The 16,113-nt window shown below is 38.2% G+C and carries 16 protein-coding genes; 2 read left to right on the forward strand and 14 right to left on the reverse strand.

What is annotated here, in order from left to right; translation table 11 throughout:
- Window positions 1–22: 22 nt before the first annotated feature.
- The 8 genes from I6J02_RS06320 to I6J02_RS06355 all read right to left on the reverse strand — a co-directional run bounded on the left by I6J02_RS06320 (window position 23) and on the right by I6J02_RS06355 (window position 7,791).
- A complete protein-coding gene (locus I6J02_RS06320) occupies window positions 23–1,741 on the reverse strand; it encodes a tetratricopeptide repeat protein (RefSeq protein ID WP_201680936.1) in 1,719 nt (572 codons plus the stop codon).
- 39 nt (window positions 1,742–1,780) lie between these two features.
- A complete protein-coding gene (locus I6J02_RS06325) occupies window positions 1,781–2,812 on the reverse strand; it encodes a PstS family phosphate ABC transporter substrate-binding protein (RefSeq protein ID WP_236582322.1) in 1,032 nt (343 codons plus the stop codon).
- A gap of 214 nt (window positions 2,813–3,026) precedes the next feature.
- Window positions 3,027–3,905: an energy transducer TonB gene (locus tag I6J02_RS06330; protein WP_003000219.1), complete on the reverse strand. Its 879-nt coding sequence runs from the start codon at window positions 3,903–3,905 to the stop codon at window positions 3,027–3,029.
- A 36-nt stretch (window positions 3,906–3,941) separates the two neighbouring features.
- Window positions 3,942–4,493: an ExbD/TolR family protein gene (locus I6J02_RS06335; RefSeq protein WP_003000221.1), complete on the reverse strand. Its 552-nt coding sequence runs from the start codon at window positions 4,491–4,493 to the stop codon at window positions 3,942–3,944.
- Window positions 4,494–4,524: 31 nt separating this feature from the next.
- Window positions 4,525–5,181, reverse strand: coding sequence for an ExbD/TolR family protein (locus I6J02_RS06340; protein ID WP_201680937.1), 657 nt, complete (start codon window positions 5,179–5,181; stop codon window positions 4,525–4,527).
- A 98-nt stretch (window positions 5,182–5,279) separates the two neighbouring features.
- Complete coding sequence (locus I6J02_RS06345; RefSeq protein ID WP_003013025.1) at window positions 5,280–6,110, reverse strand: MotA/TolQ/ExbB proton channel family protein; 831 nt, start codon at window positions 6,108–6,110, stop codon at window positions 5,280–5,282.
- A 442-nt stretch (window positions 6,111–6,552) separates the two neighbouring features.
- On the reverse strand, window positions 6,553–6,903 hold the full coding sequence (locus tag I6J02_RS06350; RefSeq protein WP_201680938.1) for a translation initiation factor: 351 nt from the start codon (window positions 6,901–6,903) through the stop codon (window positions 6,553–6,555).
- A gap of 9 nt (window positions 6,904–6,912) precedes the next feature.
- Window positions 6,913–7,791 carry a diacylglycerol/lipid kinase family protein gene (locus I6J02_RS06355; RefSeq protein WP_201680939.1) on the reverse strand — a complete coding sequence of 293 codons (879 nt, stop codon included), beginning with the start codon at window positions 7,789–7,791 and terminating at the stop codon, window positions 6,913–6,915.
- Between the two features lie 310 nt (window positions 7,792–8,101).
- Between I6J02_RS06355 and metK the strand changes: the two genes are divergently transcribed.
- Together metK and I6J02_RS06365 are read left to right on the forward strand one after the other, a co-directional pair.
- A complete protein-coding gene (gene metK, locus I6J02_RS06360) occupies window positions 8,102–9,355 on the forward strand; it encodes a methionine adenosyltransferase (protein ID WP_201680940.1) in 1,254 nt (417 codons plus the stop codon).
- A 112-nt stretch (window positions 9,356–9,467) separates the two neighbouring features.
- The gene (locus I6J02_RS06365) at window positions 9,468–9,884 is read left to right on the forward strand and encodes a Dabb family protein (protein WP_201680941.1); all 417 of its coding nucleotides are present in this window, start codon (window positions 9,468–9,470) and stop codon (window positions 9,882–9,884) included.
- Here I6J02_RS06365 and I6J02_RS06370 read toward each other — a convergent pair.
- The 6 genes from I6J02_RS06370 to I6J02_RS06395 are packed head-to-tail and all read right to left on the reverse strand — an operon-like array spanning window position 9,876 to window position 16,097.
- The gene (locus I6J02_RS06370) at window positions 9,876–11,207 is read right to left on the reverse strand and encodes a DUF58 domain-containing protein (protein ID WP_236582323.1); all 1,332 of its coding nucleotides are present in this window, start codon (window positions 11,205–11,207) and stop codon (window positions 9,876–9,878) included. The genes I6J02_RS06365 and I6J02_RS06370 overlap by 9 nt on opposite strands.
- A complete protein-coding gene (locus tag I6J02_RS06375) occupies window positions 11,204–12,196 on the reverse strand; it encodes an AAA family ATPase (RefSeq protein WP_236582324.1) in 993 nt (330 codons plus the stop codon). The genes I6J02_RS06370 and I6J02_RS06375 overlap by 4 nt, the downstream gene beginning before the upstream one ends.
- Window positions 12,193–13,404: a DUF4350 domain-containing protein gene (locus I6J02_RS06380; RefSeq protein ID WP_236582325.1), complete on the reverse strand. Its 1,212-nt coding sequence runs from the start codon at window positions 13,402–13,404 to the stop codon at window positions 12,193–12,195. The genes I6J02_RS06375 and I6J02_RS06380 overlap by 4 nt, the downstream gene beginning before the upstream one ends.
- Complete coding sequence (locus I6J02_RS06385; RefSeq protein ID WP_201680943.1) at window positions 13,401–14,237, reverse strand: hypothetical protein; 837 nt, start codon at window positions 14,235–14,237, stop codon at window positions 13,401–13,403. The genes I6J02_RS06380 and I6J02_RS06385 overlap by 4 nt, the downstream gene beginning before the upstream one ends.
- Window positions 14,227–15,144 carry an ABC transporter permease gene (locus I6J02_RS06390; protein WP_201680944.1) on the reverse strand — a complete coding sequence of 306 codons (918 nt, stop codon included), beginning with the start codon at window positions 15,142–15,144 and terminating at the stop codon, window positions 14,227–14,229. The genes I6J02_RS06385 and I6J02_RS06390 overlap by 11 nt, the downstream gene beginning before the upstream one ends.
- Complete coding sequence (locus I6J02_RS06395; protein ID WP_201680945.1) at window positions 15,135–16,097, reverse strand: stage II sporulation protein M; 963 nt, start codon at window positions 16,095–16,097, stop codon at window positions 15,135–15,137. The genes I6J02_RS06390 and I6J02_RS06395 overlap by 10 nt, the downstream gene beginning before the upstream one ends.
- Window positions 16,098–16,113: the final 16 nt, after the last annotated feature.

Here is a 16,113-nt window from a genome sequence, read left to right on the forward strand (position 1 = left end):
TATGTATTGTTTAGAAGCTGAATTACAGCGCCTCCATATACGATTTAGCAAACTCATCAGCAGGATTAATAGCTAATGTAGCCTGGAAGAATTCTTTTGCTTTAGGATTGTTACCTTTTGCATAATTGAATACTCCTAAATAGTTGTTTGCATCAACTAAATAATCATTGTTTTTTGGATCTGCAGGTTTTGATTTGATCACTTCAATCAATTTTGTGAATGAAGGAACAAATAATCCTTGCATTTTCTCTGGCTCTTCCAGATTATCCAAACCTAATTGTGCAAAACCTCTGTAGTATAGAGCAGGAATTAAGTATTTGTCAACAACTTCTTGTTTAGTAGCACCGATAACAACACCGAAAGCTTTATCCGCTTTATCAAAGAATGGTTTACCATCTTCTTCAGCAGAAACTTTTTTCTGACCTAAGTTGTAGTTGATCTCTCCGATGTAGTAGTTAGCATCATAATAATACTCTGACTCAGGCATTGAACCCGGGATTTCGAAAATCTTAGCAGCTGCTACCATGTCGCGATCCTGATATCTTGCAAATGCAGTCTCAGCGATTTCAGGTAACAATTCTTCTTTATCTAATTCAACTGCTTTTTTCAGAAATTCCAATCCTTTATCTGCAGCAGCAGATGAAGCACCGGTTGTATCTGCAGAAGCAACACCGATATTAGCCAAACCAGCGAACAAGTAGTCACGAGAGATTACACGCTCAGGTTTCATTTTAGTGAACAATGAATTAAGATACTCTGCTGATTTAGCGTAGTTTTTATCCTGATTGTAAGAGATATAACCTAAATAACGGTAAATTTTAGGATCGATATCCGGATTTTTAGCCAGTTCTTCAGAAACAGATTTCAATTCTGCATACTCACGAGCATATACCAGGAAATCTGCATATCTGATTTTTGCCTCTAAAGACTTGTCACCAGTTAGTTCGATATACTTTTTATATGCATCAACACCTTGTTTATTGATCTCTTTGTATTTTGCCTCATCATCAATTTTCAGGGAAGAAAGGTGATAAGTCTCCGCCAATTCACGGTAAGTAGGGGCATAGTTAGGGAATTCCTGACTTAATGCAGTCAAAGATTCAATAGCTACGTCATATGCCTGTGCTCTACGTGTGATCACAGCCTGACCGATTTTTGCACGAATCAATGCTTCATCCAGAGAAATCGCATCACGATACTGAACATAAGCCAGACTGGACTCATTCATACCTGCATAAGCATCACCCAATGCCAAAGGTACCAATGCATCTTTTGCATTTTTAGCTTTTGCCTGAGTCAGATACTCCAATGCTTTTGCGAAATCCGGTTTAGGAGCATCGATCAAAGCACGACCTGAAAAATATAATGGTAAGTAATCCTTCTTACCTAAGTTTGAAGTTGCTGTTGTAAACTTCTGTTCAGCAGCAGAGTTATTGTTGTTTTTTAAATCAACAATACCCAGACCAACACTGTTTAACTGCGACTTAGGGTCGTTAGTCAAACCATTGTTAAAGATAATAGCAGCTGAATCCACTTTATCATTTACCAGGTAAATCTGACCTAAGTAAAAGTAATTGTCTCCATCCTTTGGTTTTTTCTGAACCAAGTTCTCCAAAATACCTTTTGCCTTATCATATTGCTCGGCCTCCATTGCAGCTTGAGCATCCTTCAAGCTCTGCGCACTTGCTGTTCCTACAGCTCCTGCAAATAATAGACTTAAAAATAATTTGCTTTTTGTCATAATCTATTTGTGTTCTATTTATATTTTCTAAATAACGAATTATTCTACTTTATCCCTAATAATTATTTCTCTACCCGGCATTGTTGCAGGCACTAAATCTGCCTTTAACATAATTCGCTGACCTCTGTCTCCTGTCAGGAAAGCAGAGAAGCCGACTCCAAGTCCCATGTCCGGTTGATAATTTAAAATATACACCGGACGACTTAATACATACAAACCCTCTGCCAAAGTTGACTGATTTGGTAGATAAAATTTATTATCTCCTTCTTTTGTTAACGAATTTTGCACGCTTAAGGTACGAATTTTATCTTTATTCTGAAAAGAACGTTTTGCATTTAGCCATTGATCATAGCTAATAATCCCTATTCCATCTGTATGTTCGGCCACATAAGAAAGGACTTCTTCTCCATTTTCCATGGCTTTCAATCCTTTTCCCGAAATTTTTTCAATTTTGCCAATATCTTTTAATTGACGTAGCGTGCTCGAATTGACATTATCCAGTATTAACGAATAATTCTGTCCGATATTTTCACCCTTTAATATTTTTACCACATTTTCAACGGTAATACTTGTATCCGCACGGCCTGTATTACTAATAAAAACGACCGCATCCGTAGCTATCTGAAATACTTTGGGAGATATAGATTTCTTTTTAAAATACTCTTCCTCACTTGCCGACAGCTTTCTTGTCATTATTGCAGTCTTAGCCCGATCCTGCAACAACAGATTAATTCCTTTTACCTCCGGCGCTGAAACTAATTCGATTTTGGAGTCCTTATAAGAATTCTGAAAAACATCTACCTGTTCTTCTATAATAGGTAAAAGAGTTTCATCTACTATTACAGATAGTCTTCCATTTAAAATATCTCCATGCTTTGCCTTTTCCTCATCGGATCCATCTTTAGAACTACGACTGCTACAAGATGTAAACACAGCCAGGCTTGTGGCAACTGCCAACATAAAAATCCGAAAGCTTACCTTTTTGTTCATACAGCTATAGATTAGATAAATACTAAAAAGATTAATTGATATGATTTTAATCCCTAAAATTATTTTGCCAAAGTCTCGCAAATCTCATGAAAGAGTAGACGATAAGCAAAATCCCGAAAAAAGTACGATAGGTCGGATTAATTTCTAACGGAAAGTTATTCCAGAAGATGATAAGAAGCCCCAGCACGAAGTAAAGGCCAAACATAAATAGTCCTAAAATGGACAGAAATCGCTTTAGAGGCGATTTCTGTCTGTAACTATTCGTACTATTGTTAAATTTGTTACTTGTCACAAATTATTGATTAATAGTGTTTAATCGAATTGGCAATGTATATGCTACACGTACCGGACGTCCGTTTTGTATACCTGGAGACCATTTTTTAGCCTTTTTCAGTAACGTTACGGCAGCCTGACCTGTACCATATTGTAAGTCACGTTGTACTTTGATGTCAGTAAGACTACCATCTTTCTCTACAACGAATGACACTTGAACCACACCATTAACACCTTGCTCTAATGCAGCTGAAGGATATTGGTAGTTATCGCCGATCCATTTCATGAAAGTTTTCATACCGCCCGGTGGCTCTGGATTCACCTCTACCGCAGTAAAGATTTCATTCGAACCGGTACCGTCAGGAGAACCTTTTTCTGTACCCGTTACAGCACCATCGACTTTCTTAGGACCAAATTCACCTGTAGGAACGCCAGATGCACCTTTAGTACCTTTAAGCGTAATACGAGCAGGAGTTTTCTTGTCGTCTTTGAAGTCTTCCTGAGCAGCTACTTCTTCTTTCACTTGATTTTTAGGAACTACTTTAGGCTCTGGAAAACGGATAAGGTCTTCAGCAGGCGGTTCCTGAGCAATACGCTGTGGTTGTTCTTCCGCCGGAAGAGGCTCTTCTTCCTCTTTTGGCGGCTCCGGGATTTCCAAATCTTCCAGGGTCACTTCCGTGATTACTGGAGGTGGTTCTACCGGCTTATCTGGAATCAACTTGATGTTGAAAATCTTTGGAATACTCAAAAGGATAACTAACCCTATAACAGCTGCTAAACCAACGTTAGTCGCTCTTGGTGCCAGTTTACGAAGCTGATAAGCTCCATATTCCTTATTTCTATTCGCAAAAACAACGTCTAGCCATTCCTTTTTGAATAAATCTAATTTTGAACCAAACATAATTTCTTATTTTTTTGCGTTTAAAATTTTATAAAACTAGTCGTTATACAAATTCTCACGCTTTAACACATCTATTTCTTCAGGAGTGATTTTTGAAATCATATAGCGTTTGATATCTACAATTTTCATCTCATCTAATACATCGACAAGATTACGTTGAACAGATTTCTCACTAGGTCTGATTACTACGATCAAATCCTTTCCTCCAGCAGCAGCCGGAACTCTTGCTTTCATTTCAGTAATGACTTTACGAAGACCGTCCTTACCATAATCAATGGCTGTAGGAGGGGTAATCGGACTTTTTAATTGTCCGTAGTACCATAAAATCTTATTGTCAGAACCTAATAATAATGTGATAGAACGGTTATCTGCAATCTCGAGATTGTCAGTAGCGTCCATTTTATTCTTATCAGGCATTGCAACGTCCATCGCTTGAGGCTTGTTTAAAGACGTAGTTAACATGAAGAAAGTAATCAATAAGAACGCAAGATCAACCATGGCTGTCAAATCGACTTTACCACCATTTTTCTTACTTCTTACTTTGCCACCTTTCCCCTGTTTACCGGAGTCTTGATTTAATTCTGCCATTTTCTTCTATTTAATTAAAATGAGACGTTAATTATTCGTTACCTTTTAGACCTGTTACAAAACTGAATTTGTTCTGCTTTTGGTTACGAAGAGTCTCAATTACTAAATTAATTGATGGATACTTCTCGTTAGCATCTGCTTTGATTGCAATTTTCATCGGTCCCGGATCAACAAAATCCTTCTCGCTTTCTTTTTCTTTTGTAATCTCAGCTGTTGCTAATCTTGCTGACTGAACCCAATGATACAATTCGTTTGTATTATTCTCTGTACTATCAACAGGAATACCTGTTTGCACTCCCGGCTGTACACGTTGACTCACGTCAAGTGTCAAAAGCTGGCGCAAATTCTTAATCGGAACACCAAAATCCTCAGCTAATTCGAATTTTGTGTAATCCTCTTGAGAGAATTGAATATTGTACTTCGCCGACATTCTTTCTAACATCCTTTTACGAACTTCACGTTCTTTCACTCCGAAGAACACTTTTCCTTCTCCACCGATTGTGATAATACCAAGATTAGTATCCGGCAATTTATCTTTTGTGGTAGAAGCTGGTGTGTCTACAGGGAATGCTTCCGGTTGACGTGCTGTAGATGTCAATACGAAGAATGTAAGAAGCAAGAAGGATACGTCACACATGGCTGTCATGTCGATGGACGTACTCGTTCTTTTTACTTTAGCTTTTCCCATTTTTCTTTACTTCTAAAATTAATTACTCAATATACTTTGACTATATGATGCTTTTCGTTTTACGATTCCATAAAAGAATCGTAAAAAACATCAGATTCTTATTTGTGGTTAGCCGCGTACGTTTGTACGATTGAGAAACCAGCCTCGTCAATTGAGTAAGTTAATTTATCGATTTTTGCAGTAAGGATGTTATACATTACGATAGCGAATGTAGAAGTCGCGATACCTGTTGCTGTATTGATAAGGGCCTCAGAGATACCGTTTGCTAATTTAGCTGAATCCGGAGCACCACCTGTTGCTAATGCAGAGAAGGCCTTGATCATACCTGTTACTGTACCTAATAGACCTGTCAACGTACCGATAGAAACTAATGTTGCTATAACGTTTAAGTTTTTCTCCAACATAGGCATTTCCAATGCTGTTGTCTCTTCGATTTCTTTTTGGATAGCCAATGCTGATTTTTCTGAATCAAGACCTGGGTTAGCAGAAACGTCTTTGTATTTCAATAAACCTGCTTTGATTACGTTTGCAACAGAACCTTTTTGTTTGTCACACTCAGCGATAGCTGTGTCAATGTTACCACCGTTGATTAACGTTTGTACTTTTCTTACGAAGTTACCAACATTACCAGTACCTGAAGCTTTGTTGATAACGATCAAGCGTTCGATAGAGAAAACCCACACCATTAAGAATAAACCGATAAGGATAGGTACGATAGCACCAGCGTGGTATACCATTCCTAAGTAGTTTCCTGGAAGAGGTTGGTTTTCTGGATTATTTTCCTGGAAGTTAGAAGGTGCTCCCATTACATATTTCCATACTACGAAACCAACAATGAAACAAATGATGATTGCTAAACTTGCAAATAGGGAACCTGAATTTCCGCTCTCTTGTTTTGCAGGACTAGTTGTTTTTGGTGCGTTTGCCATTTTTACTAAATTTTAGATTTTTTACTGTTGTTTAATATAATGTTTAATTCAATTATGTGCAATCTAGATCTATATCTGTTACTCATGTGAGAAACAAATATAGCATTTTGTAATAAAAATAAAATTAATGTTGCATTAAAATACAATTTTCTAAATTTTCATTTTGATTTTCACGTTTTAAAACGAACAATACATCAGCAGAATCATTGCCCGTCATTCTTATCTTGTCAAAATCATGCTTAATGCTGTAATTTTTTACAATGAAAACCATTTTTTTTTTGATATGCAAATTAATAAATCATTAAGTGTTAAAAATAAGTAAGTGATTACTCACATGAATACTCTTGTAACTAAGTGTTTTTTAAACGTCAAATTATGAGAGTTATTGCATCAGTTCTGTTACAAAAAGTTAAGGTTCAGGTTATAAATGATGTGTAAACAACTATCCGCCAACGACTTTGACTTTATAGCTGTCCTGGTTCAACAAGTCAACTATTTTTTGTTTAAAATCACCTTGAATCATAATTTCACCATTTTTAGATGTCCCGCCAACTCCACATTTTTGCTTCAATTTTTTTGCTAGGATTTCCAGGTCGGCATCCGAACCTATGAAACCGGTTACAATTGTAACAACTTTTCCCTTTCTCATTTTGCGGTCAAGCATTACCTTCAGCAACTGCTTATTGGCTGGAAGTGTCTCTGCTTCTTCTGTAATATCGCTCTCCTGATAATCAAAATCGTCAGAAGTGGAATATACAATTCCTTCAAAACGTTGTTTTTTATGCTTATTCATAGAACTAAGTTAACAAATTATCCGAAGTGATTTTGGTAAGATTCGTATATCCAGTTTTTTGCCTAACTCAAACGGCTCCCCATCTACATGCGCTGCGCCATCCTTTTCACGTTCAATAGTGATTTCTTTCCCCGGAATGATTTCTACATACTCGGACTGATCTGCAGATTTATTAAACAGGTGAAACACCATCATAGGCAAGGTATAAAGTGGAAACTTGTGCACAATACAAACATCCAGCACACCGTCGTTAACAGATGCCTGAGGAGCGATATACGCATTATTTCCATACTGTGGAGAATTAGCGACACTGATCATGAAGGCCTCCCGCTCATACTGCACCCCGTCAATGGTCAGTTTATACATGCAGGGCTTATAATTACTGAGTACATTAATAGCTGATTTGAGATACCCTATAGGACCTCTTATATTTTCATTGGCAAAGCGGTCACTCACGGATGCATCAAATCCAATACCTGCTATATTGAAAAAATTACGGTCATTGATCAGACCGGAATCTACTTCTACAGCCTCAAATCGGTTTAGCCTACGCAGTGCAGCAGCTTCATTCATCGGAATACCCAGATATAAGGCCAGCCCATTTCCCGAACCTTCGGGAATAATCCCCAAAGGAATATCCGAGCCCACCAATGCAGAGCCCAATTCGTTGATGGTCCCGTCTCCGCCAACAGCTACAACGGCATCGTACTTTTCTTCAATTGCCAGTTTTCCAAGTTCATACGCATGATTGGGATGGTTAGTTTGTTGAAAAGTAGGATTAAATTTCTGAAGATCTAATACCTCAAGAACCTGCTTATTGAACGCAGTCTTTCGTTTTCCTCCCGAAATAGGGTTGACGACAAATAATATTCGCTTTCTCTCGGCCATAAAGGTCTTTACTTGTATTTTTTCCGGATAAAGATAGACAAAAGCCCGTATACATAATGAATGTTAATTTTAATATCATTGAATTTTCATTTTTAATTGTAGAGTATAAAATTGAATTTTATATTTCGTCAAAGAGTTGTAGCTTTGCCGAACAATTTGTGGACTGATTTGCGTTACGGGCAGAAGCTCTGTAGCAGGAGATTGCAACCACAGTAAAAAAGTGCTAAAACTATTTCATTTCGTGTTTTTCCACTTCCCTGTGTTTCTACCTTCTTATCAGCGAGCCTGTCTACATTAATTAGCAATACTTATGGCTTATTTATTTACTTCAGAATCGGTTTCGGAAGGACATCCTGACAAAGTTGCCGATCAAATTTCAGATGCATTAATAGATAATTTCCTTGCGTGGGATCAGGATGCACGTGTAGCAATCGAAACTTTAGTCACTACAGGTCAGGTTGTACTTGCCGGTGAGGTAAAATCCAAGATATATCTGGACGTACAGAAGATTGCACGTTCAGTCATTGAAAAGATTGGCTATACCAAATCAGCTTATATGTTTGAAGCCAATTCCTGTGGTATATTATCTGCTATCCATGAACAGTCTGCCGATATCAATCAAGGTGTAGACCGTAAAACAAAACAAGAACAAGGCGCCGGTGATCAGGGAATCATGTTTGGTTATGCGACCAATGAAACCGACAATTACATGCCTTTAGCACTTGATCTTTCGCACCGTCTGCTTTACGAACTGGCAGATTTGCGTAGAGAGAATAAAGAAATCACGTATCTGCGGCCGGATGCCAAGTCTCAGGTGACTTTAGAATATGACAGCAATCACAAGCCTGTACGCATTGATACGATTGTAATCTCTACACAACATGATGATTTTGATGAAGAATCAACAATGTTGAATAAGATTACGGAAGATATTAAAGCAATCCTGATTCCTCGTGTAAAAGCTCAGCTAAAACCAGAATTGCAATCCTTATTTGATGATAAGATCAAATTTCACATTAATCCGACCGGAAAATTTGTGATCGGAGGTCCTCACGGTGATACAGGATTGACAGGACGTAAAATCATTGTGGATACATACGGGGGCAAGGGTGCTCACGGCGGCGGGGCTTTCTCAGGAAAAGACCCTTCAAAAGTAGACCGTTCTGCGGCTTATGCAACACGTCACATTGCAAAAAATCTGGTAGCAGCCGGAGTTGCAGAGGAAATATTAGTACAGGTATCTTATGCTATCGGTGTTAAAGATCCGATGGGTGTATATGTAAATACTTACGGCACCAGCAAAGTAAACTTAACAGACGGACAGATTGCACAAAAGATATCGGAGTTATTTGATATGACTCCTTACGGAATCGAAACCCGCCTGGGATTAAGAAACCCGATCTATTCAGAAACTGCTGCCTATGGCCACATGGGACGTACCCCAAGATCTGTAACCAAAACTTTTGAAAACAGCAATGGTGAACAAAAAACGGTAGAAGTAGATCTGTTTACCTGGGAAAAATTAGATTTTGTAGATCAGATCAAAGCTGCATTTAATATCTAACAGGCTTTGACCTTATAAAAATTTGAAAGGGCTTATCAGGATGTGATAAGCCCTTTCTGTTTTATCCGTCTATAATTATTACTATATTTAAAACGATCAAGACAAACATACTATGAAAAGAAGAAAATTTCTCCAATCTTCAGCTGCAACTATCGGAACTTCAGCATTAGCTGTATCCGCTTTTGCACAGTCAAAATCCTCGTTTGCGGTTGTAGAAAACGGACAGATCATGCACTCGGTATATTTTTGGCTAAAAGAAGAACTGACAGCCCAGCAGATTAAAGATTTTACTAAGTTTTTCGAAGCCTTGAGGAAAGTGCCTAATATTAAAAGTCTACGCTATGGCCGTCCTGCCGAAACAAGTAAACGACCTGTCGTAGACAATAGCTGGACATACAATCTGATTGTTGTATTTGAAAAGATGGAATACATCAATACGTATGAGACTCATCCTATTCACCTGAAGGCAATAGAGGATTTCAGCAGTAACTGGACAAAAGTACTCGTCCATGATACGCAGTTAGATTAATCCACGGGCTTTTATTTCCAGATATTTGTTTATTGAATTGATTGTCAATTGTTCCGGTGCGGTATAAATCGTCTGGATCCCCTGACGATTCAGTTCCTGAATAATAAGACTCTTTTCGTAAACAAATTTCTCCGCTATAATCTGATTATATATATCTATTGTATAATGCGTGTTCTCCTTTGCCATCTGTATCAATTCGGTATTCTTAAATACAACGACTACAACGATATGGGTCTTATTGATCATTTTGAGATAGGGCATCTGCCTGTTTAGGCTATCCATTGTCTCAAAATTAGTATACACAAAAATCAGAGATCTCTTATTAATATGCTTATTCGCAAATGCATATAGTTTTCCAAATTCAGACTCTTCAAATAGCGTTGTAATACTATATAGTGCCTCTGACACTTTCTGCATCTGATTGTTTCTCTTCTCCGCAGGAATATGATTTGCAATCCCGTTTGAGAACGTCAGCATTCCGGCTCTGTCTTGCTTCAGTATTGCAGCATTGGACAAAACAAGTACTGAATTGATCGAATAATCCAGCAAGGTCATCTCGTTAAACGGCATGCGCATGGCACGGCCGGTATCAATAAAGGAATATATGGGCTGAGATTTCTCTTCCTGATACTGATTGACCATCAGCTTTTTATGTTTGGCAGAAGCTTTCCAGTTCATAAAGCGGTATTCATCTCCTCTCACATATTCCCGCACATGATCAAATTCCAGAGTTGAGCCGATTTTGCGGATTCGCTTGATTCCCATCTCTTTCAGTCTGTCTGTTGTTGCCATAAGCTGATATTTTCGCAACTGAATAAAGGAGGGATAACATGGTATTTTTAAAGGTTCTTCCAAAAGAAATTTCCGTTCGAAGAAACCCAGATTCCGAACCAGAACATGACATCTGCCGAATTCATATATACCTCTTTTGGTTGGTCTCAACTCGTACTCCACATGTTTCGGAATTAAAGACGACAGTTCTATTTCAAATTCCTTTTCACGAATCTGTAACTGCATTGGAAATTCTTCCAGAACTCTGGCTTTTACCTTCTTCGGATAGTGACTTATAAAAGCAAGCTCAAAATGATTGTCATCTCCGTTGGATAATTTTTCAGGGTAATGTCGCTCAATCTCCACTCTATTCTTACCAAAATGCAAAAACATAAGATCCCAAACCCAACAGATCAACAGTAGCCAGAAGACAATACCTACTACCAGAAACATTCCCTTCACAAAAAAGGAAACAGTAAACAAAAGAGCCATTCCTAATAAGGAATAGAAAAACTGATTAGTGAAATAAAGTCTTCTTATACGCCTGATCATCTTGGAATCTCTACACCGTCTACAATTTGTTTGATAATAAATTCGGTGGTGAATCCTTCCATTTCCTTTTCAGGCGTGAGTGTCACCCGGTGTCCGAGAATAGCAGGAGCAACGTACTTGACATCATCCGGCGTGATAAAATCTCGCCCAAGAAGTGCTGCAGATGCTTTTGAAGCCTCCAGAATTGCAATTGAAGCTCTCGGCGAAGCTCCTAAAGTCAGATTCGGATTAGTCCGGGTCTGTACAATAATCTGCGCTATATAGTTCAGGACATCTTCATGTGCAAAGACCAGCTTGACCTGTGATTGAAACAACACAATCTCCTCACCTGAAACGACCTGCTGAACCAACGCTTCTTTGTTACCAGCCTTCTGTGCATGGTGTTCTTTTAATATGGTTAGCTCCTGACTGAATTCGGGATAGTTAACGACGATCTTGAACAGGAAGCGATCCAACTGCGCCTCCGGCAAGCGATACGTTCCTTCGTGCTCTATCGGATTCTGAGTCGCCAAAACAATAAAAGGGGAATCCATTGGATAGGTATTTCCATCTACTGTCACCTGACGCTCGGACATACACTCAAAAAGAGATGCCTGGGTCTTTGCAGGGGCACGGTTGATCTCATCGATGAGAATGATATTTCCAAAAATGGGGCCTCTTCTAAACTCAAATTCATTAGACTTCAGATCCAGAATAGATGAACCCGTAACATCTGAAGGCATCAGATCGGGCGTAAACTGGATACGACGAAAAGTACTGTTAATAGTTTTAGCGATCAACTTTGCAGTCAGCGTCTTGGCGACTCCGGGCAACCCTTCAATCAGGGAATGTCCGGATGACAGAATAGACATCAATAGCATATTGATAACCTGATCCTGACCTACAATTACTTTTTTTACTTCCCTTTTCACCGATTCCATCTTATCCTGCAGCTCTGTCAGATCGAGACGGCTTTCAAAGTTGGGCATATATTTCTCTAATTCGTTCATATCATATTAGATTTAGTCTTGAATTCTTCTATTTTATTGTTTATAAACTTGAGATCGTGTGTAGACAGGTCTTTTCTATTCCTGTACCGCGTTATCAAATTCATTAATTCTTCCGTTTCGGCAAGTGAAATTCCTGCTTTCAGAGACAGATTGTTGAGAAATTTTTCATCCCTCAACTGGAGCGTGTCCAGATGAAAATGATTTCTGATATCGAAAAGGAAATAATCTATTTTCTTGTCTATCATATTTCCCGGCTCACCATTTTCATAATAAAGCGTCCCTATTGTTTTGGCAAATTCTTTAGACAGATTTGGCTCAGGAGTCACCACCTCTACTGCACGTTGTTCACGTTTGCTTCGGAACAACAGAAATAGCAGAAGACCAAACAATAACAAATACCATGCTTCACGAAGTCCTTCGTAGGAAAGAATCATACGCAGAGGTGTACTTGGCTGCCCTTCCCTGTAATAGTTGTCACACCAGATGATATGCTTAGCTTTTATTAATTTCAATGCCGAAGCTGCATAATCATATTTTTGATGTTGCAGCATGTAATAATTGGTAAACATTTCCGGAGTATGATGCAAATAGAGCTTGCCTTTGCCCCAGGATACCTCCACAAAATTAGGGACAGCATGCTTGCCTGCATACGCATTACCGGCAATGGAAATATTAGTGCTATCGATAAGATCAAATATTGATGTCTGTTCTATCTTATCGTACTTTATTCTCTTGCGACCGTTGACAAGTGAGTAGTTTATATCGCCTAATAACGAAAATCCCGAAAATTTATTCACATCCAGATAGGCTGAAGAAAGATTAAGCGTATCTAAAAGATTGCTGGAGTAATAGTTTGTCGATATGAAAACTTCTCCTCCTTCTTTTGCAAATTGCAGCAATTTCTCTGTTGCAGTGGCTCCCATAATGTCTATATAGTCACCTATAAACACAAAAGCAGTATTTTTTGCGTGCAATGAATCCTCTTCTAAAGTTTCATAAACTGACTTTTTTGTGTTTTCGATTTTGCGGTCATTTCCTAAGATATTTCCCAACTCCTGATGCAACACATATAATCCGTAGGGTATCTTGTCCCGCTGATCAAAAGATTTTCTCCAGTCTATAGGCTTGCGACTGGTTGCATCTATTATTGCAATCAATACCAGCGCGATCAGCAATACTATAATTCCAAACTTACCCGTATTTTTCATGACCATTTAGTTTGAAATTCACGGAATAGTGTAGCGTACTGTTCATAGTTCTCCTTCGTTACCGGAAAATTACCGAACCACACATAATTAAAGACATTGGAACAAGCTTCAAACTCTTTTCTCAGTTCTGTGTTGTCCATTTCATTCATCAGTTCAATATTGGTTTTGGTATAATTCCACTTTACCAATTCTTTTTTTGCCAGCGTCTGAATATTCAGAAGATTGAGATAACGAATAGCCAGGGAATAATTCTCTTCTTTTAGTGCCTGCTCCACAAATGTATGCACATCTACCTGAAGAAGATTCCGTTCGACAAATGCCACATTCGCATTTTCGTCGTCTTCCTTTTCCTGTACAGTGTAGAGTTTTTTTCCTGTAAATATTAATCTGTAAAGAACATACACCAGAAGAACTACGAAAACGGCACCTATAAGTTTGTACATCCATTCCGGATTTTGAAAATAGAAATCCGGCAAAATAGAGGATAGCAGGTCATTAATCCTGTTTTTTAAGCGCTTCAAAAAATTTATGTTATCAAGTACCTTTTCATTGTAAAGAAATTCTTCACTCTGATATTTTTTGAACATTTTATTGAATTCTGCGGAATCTACAGCCGGGATATCATGGGTTCTCGGTACCTTATTATAGTATCCTTCTTCCCAATAAGGATGTTGTTTCTTCTTGGTAATAAGTTCATCTGTTGCATCTATCGGTTCATCGTAAACAGCTGTATCAGGATCTGTATAGAGCGTGTCCTGTTCCTGAGCATAACCGAAATAACATAGTGTAATAAAGAAAATAGAAAGAATAATGGTACGAAAATTAGTGGCCATTTGCCTCCTTTCCAATATTGTTTATTGTTTCATAAATATTCTCTCCGAACCGTAATTCTTTAGCGGATTCATATATCAATCCGGAAATGAGTACAGAGAACATATAGCTGGTTATCGTTACCAGTGAGAAAATAGTTCCACCCAGCGAAACAATCAGTTTTCCGGAAAAGGTATCAAAAAAATTATCGTTGAACCCAACTGTATTATAAGCAATCAATCCCAGGATCAATGCAGGGATCAATGTCATCATCATAAGCATAACCTGAAAAATGGCGCTGACAATATAAGAGGATACACCATAATCATATACTTTTTTCTTCAGTAAATGATAGGCCTCATTAAAACAGCTGCCAAGAGAATAGTAGCCTTCTCTATACAGCATAAAAGCGCAGAACAGCCACACTCCAATCAGGGACATCAGGACCCCGGCCACGATGTTACCGACAAAAGGAATAAAAGAAGCAATAATCAGGACAAAGAAAAACGGGATGATCATGATTAACATCACCAGAATAGATGCACCGAAAAACCTAAAATACTTGCCAAAGTTTGATTTAAAATTGTTCCATACTTCCGTTGATCCGAAATCCAGATTATTCTGATTTTTCAACAGAATAAAGTATTCTATAGCTATGCCAAAAAACAGAGTAGAAAGCAACAAAAGGACACAGACTATACCGATAAAGAGACCCCATATCTGCATCATATCTCCGGCACTGAAGTCTGCATTAAAATCTACTTTAGTCGTCAGATAAAAGACCAGTAGCAACAGAATGGCAAGAGGTATAACCGCCAGCCGAAAAAGCGTTGCACAGAAATGCCGGATAACGATCTTTAGCAAATCCACAAAATCTTGCACAAATTCCCCTAATTTACGTTCCTTTTTGAACTCAAAGTTTAACTCCATTCAAATTTTCTGGCTAATTGATAAGGTCTCCAAATATAAAAATATACAATCGCAAATAAGGACGCAAAAATAATAGCCAGGCACATCGCTAAAGATGACTGATAAAAACGGGTCACAAATCCTTCTAATGTACCTGCAATAATAAAAAACGGAACGGTACTGATGAGCACCTTGCTCGCCAGCTTGGCTCCTCGTTTAAATGATTCCAGCCGTGTATATGATTTTGGGAACAGCATACTGTTTCCTAATGTGAGACCGCAGCCTCCGGCAATGATAATTACTGAAATCTCGATTGTTCCATGGATCCAAATAGCGGACATAGCCTCTTGCATCACTCCGTACTTGAAAAACATATAATGAAATGCGCCCAGCATAATTCCGTTTGAGAACAGGATATAACCGGACCCAATGCTATAGAATATCCCAAAAATAAAGGCATAAAATGCTACTCTCACATTATTAATGGTAATCGCTAATGCAGATCCGAACATACCTCCTTCATCGTAGATAGCGGCAGGATCTCCTTCTTTTATTTTTTCTGTTGTAAAGTCTACATACCCGTCTCCTAATATCAGCCGGACAAACTGTTCATCGTAATGAGCAGAAAGAAAGCCGATGCCTACAGCAAGACAGAAAATCAAGAGAGAATAGAGCAGTTGTCTTCTTATTTTCCAGATCGCCTCTGGGATTTCATAATTTACAAAATGTAGAAACTGGTTATTAGATGCCCGTTGATCTTTATAAATCTTCTGATGAGCTATAAGGGACAATTCGTTGAGATATTGCTTTGTCTTACTTTGAGGGTAAAAAGTTTGCGCATATGCCAAATCATTCGTAAGTTCGATATAATTTGAGGCTAATTCATCCGGATCAATATCAGCTTTATTTGCTAAATTGCTTTCAATAGTTGCCCATTTTTCTTTATTTCGGTCTATGAATGAAGGTTCTCGCATAATTAAAATAATCAAC

The organism is Sphingobacterium spiritivorum (assembly GCF_016725325.1).
GTDB lineage: Bacteria > Bacteroidota > Bacteroidia > Sphingobacteriales > Sphingobacteriaceae > Sphingobacterium.

Excerpts from the sequence above, each read along its gene's own strand:
- I6J02_RS06335 (WP_003000221.1), bottom strand. The coding sequence starts at position 4,493 with ATGGCAGAATTAAATCAAGACTCCGGTAAACAGGGGAAAGGTGGCAAA.
- I6J02_RS06370 (WP_236582323.1), bottom strand. The coding sequence starts at position 11,207 with ATGATCAGGCGTATAAGAAGACTTTATTTCACTAATCAGTTTTTCTAT.
- I6J02_RS06385 (WP_201680943.1), bottom strand. The coding sequence starts at position 14,237 with ATGGCCACTAATTTTCGTACCATTATTCTTTCTATTTTCTTTATTACA.
- I6J02_RS06330 (WP_003000219.1), bottom strand. The coding sequence starts at position 3,905 with ATGTTTGGTTCAAAATTAGATTTATTCAAAAAGGAATGGCTAGACGTT.
- I6J02_RS06345 (WP_003013025.1), bottom strand. The coding sequence starts at position 6,110 with ATGGCAAACGCACCAAAAACAACTAGTCCTGCAAAACAAGAGAGCGGA.
- I6J02_RS06365 (WP_201680941.1), top strand. The coding sequence starts at position 9,468 with ATGAAAAGAAGAAAATTTCTCCAATCTTCAGCTGCAACTATCGGAACT.
- I6J02_RS06340 (WP_201680937.1), bottom strand. The coding sequence starts at position 5,181 with ATGGGAAAAGCTAAAGTAAAAAGAACGAGTACGTCCATCGACATGACA.
- I6J02_RS06375 (WP_236582324.1), bottom strand. The coding sequence starts at position 12,196 with ATGAACGAATTAGAGAAATATATGCCCAACTTTGAAAGCCGTCTCGAT.
- I6J02_RS06380 (WP_236582325.1), bottom strand. The coding sequence starts at position 13,404 with ATGAAAAATACGGGTAAGTTTGGAATTATAGTATTGCTGATCGCGCTG.
- I6J02_RS06350 (WP_201680938.1), bottom strand. The coding sequence starts at position 6,903 with ATGAATAAGCATAAAAAACAACGTTTTGAAGGAATTGTATATTCCACT.
- I6J02_RS06395 (WP_201680945.1), bottom strand. The coding sequence starts at position 16,097 with ATGCGAGAACCTTCATTCATAGACCGAAATAAAGAAAAATGGGCAACT.
- I6J02_RS06355 (WP_201680939.1), bottom strand. The coding sequence starts at position 7,791 with ATGGCCGAGAGAAAGCGAATATTATTTGTCGTCAACCCTATTTCGGGA.
- metK (WP_201680940.1), top strand. The coding sequence starts at position 8,102 with ATGGCTTATTTATTTACTTCAGAATCGGTTTCGGAAGGACATCCTGAC.
- I6J02_RS06390 (WP_201680944.1), bottom strand. The coding sequence starts at position 15,144 with ATGGAGTTAAACTTTGAGTTCAAAAAGGAACGTAAATTAGGGGAATTT.
- I6J02_RS06320 (WP_201680936.1), bottom strand. The coding sequence starts at position 1,741 with ATGACAAAAAGCAAATTATTTTTAAGTCTATTATTTGCAGGAGCTGTA.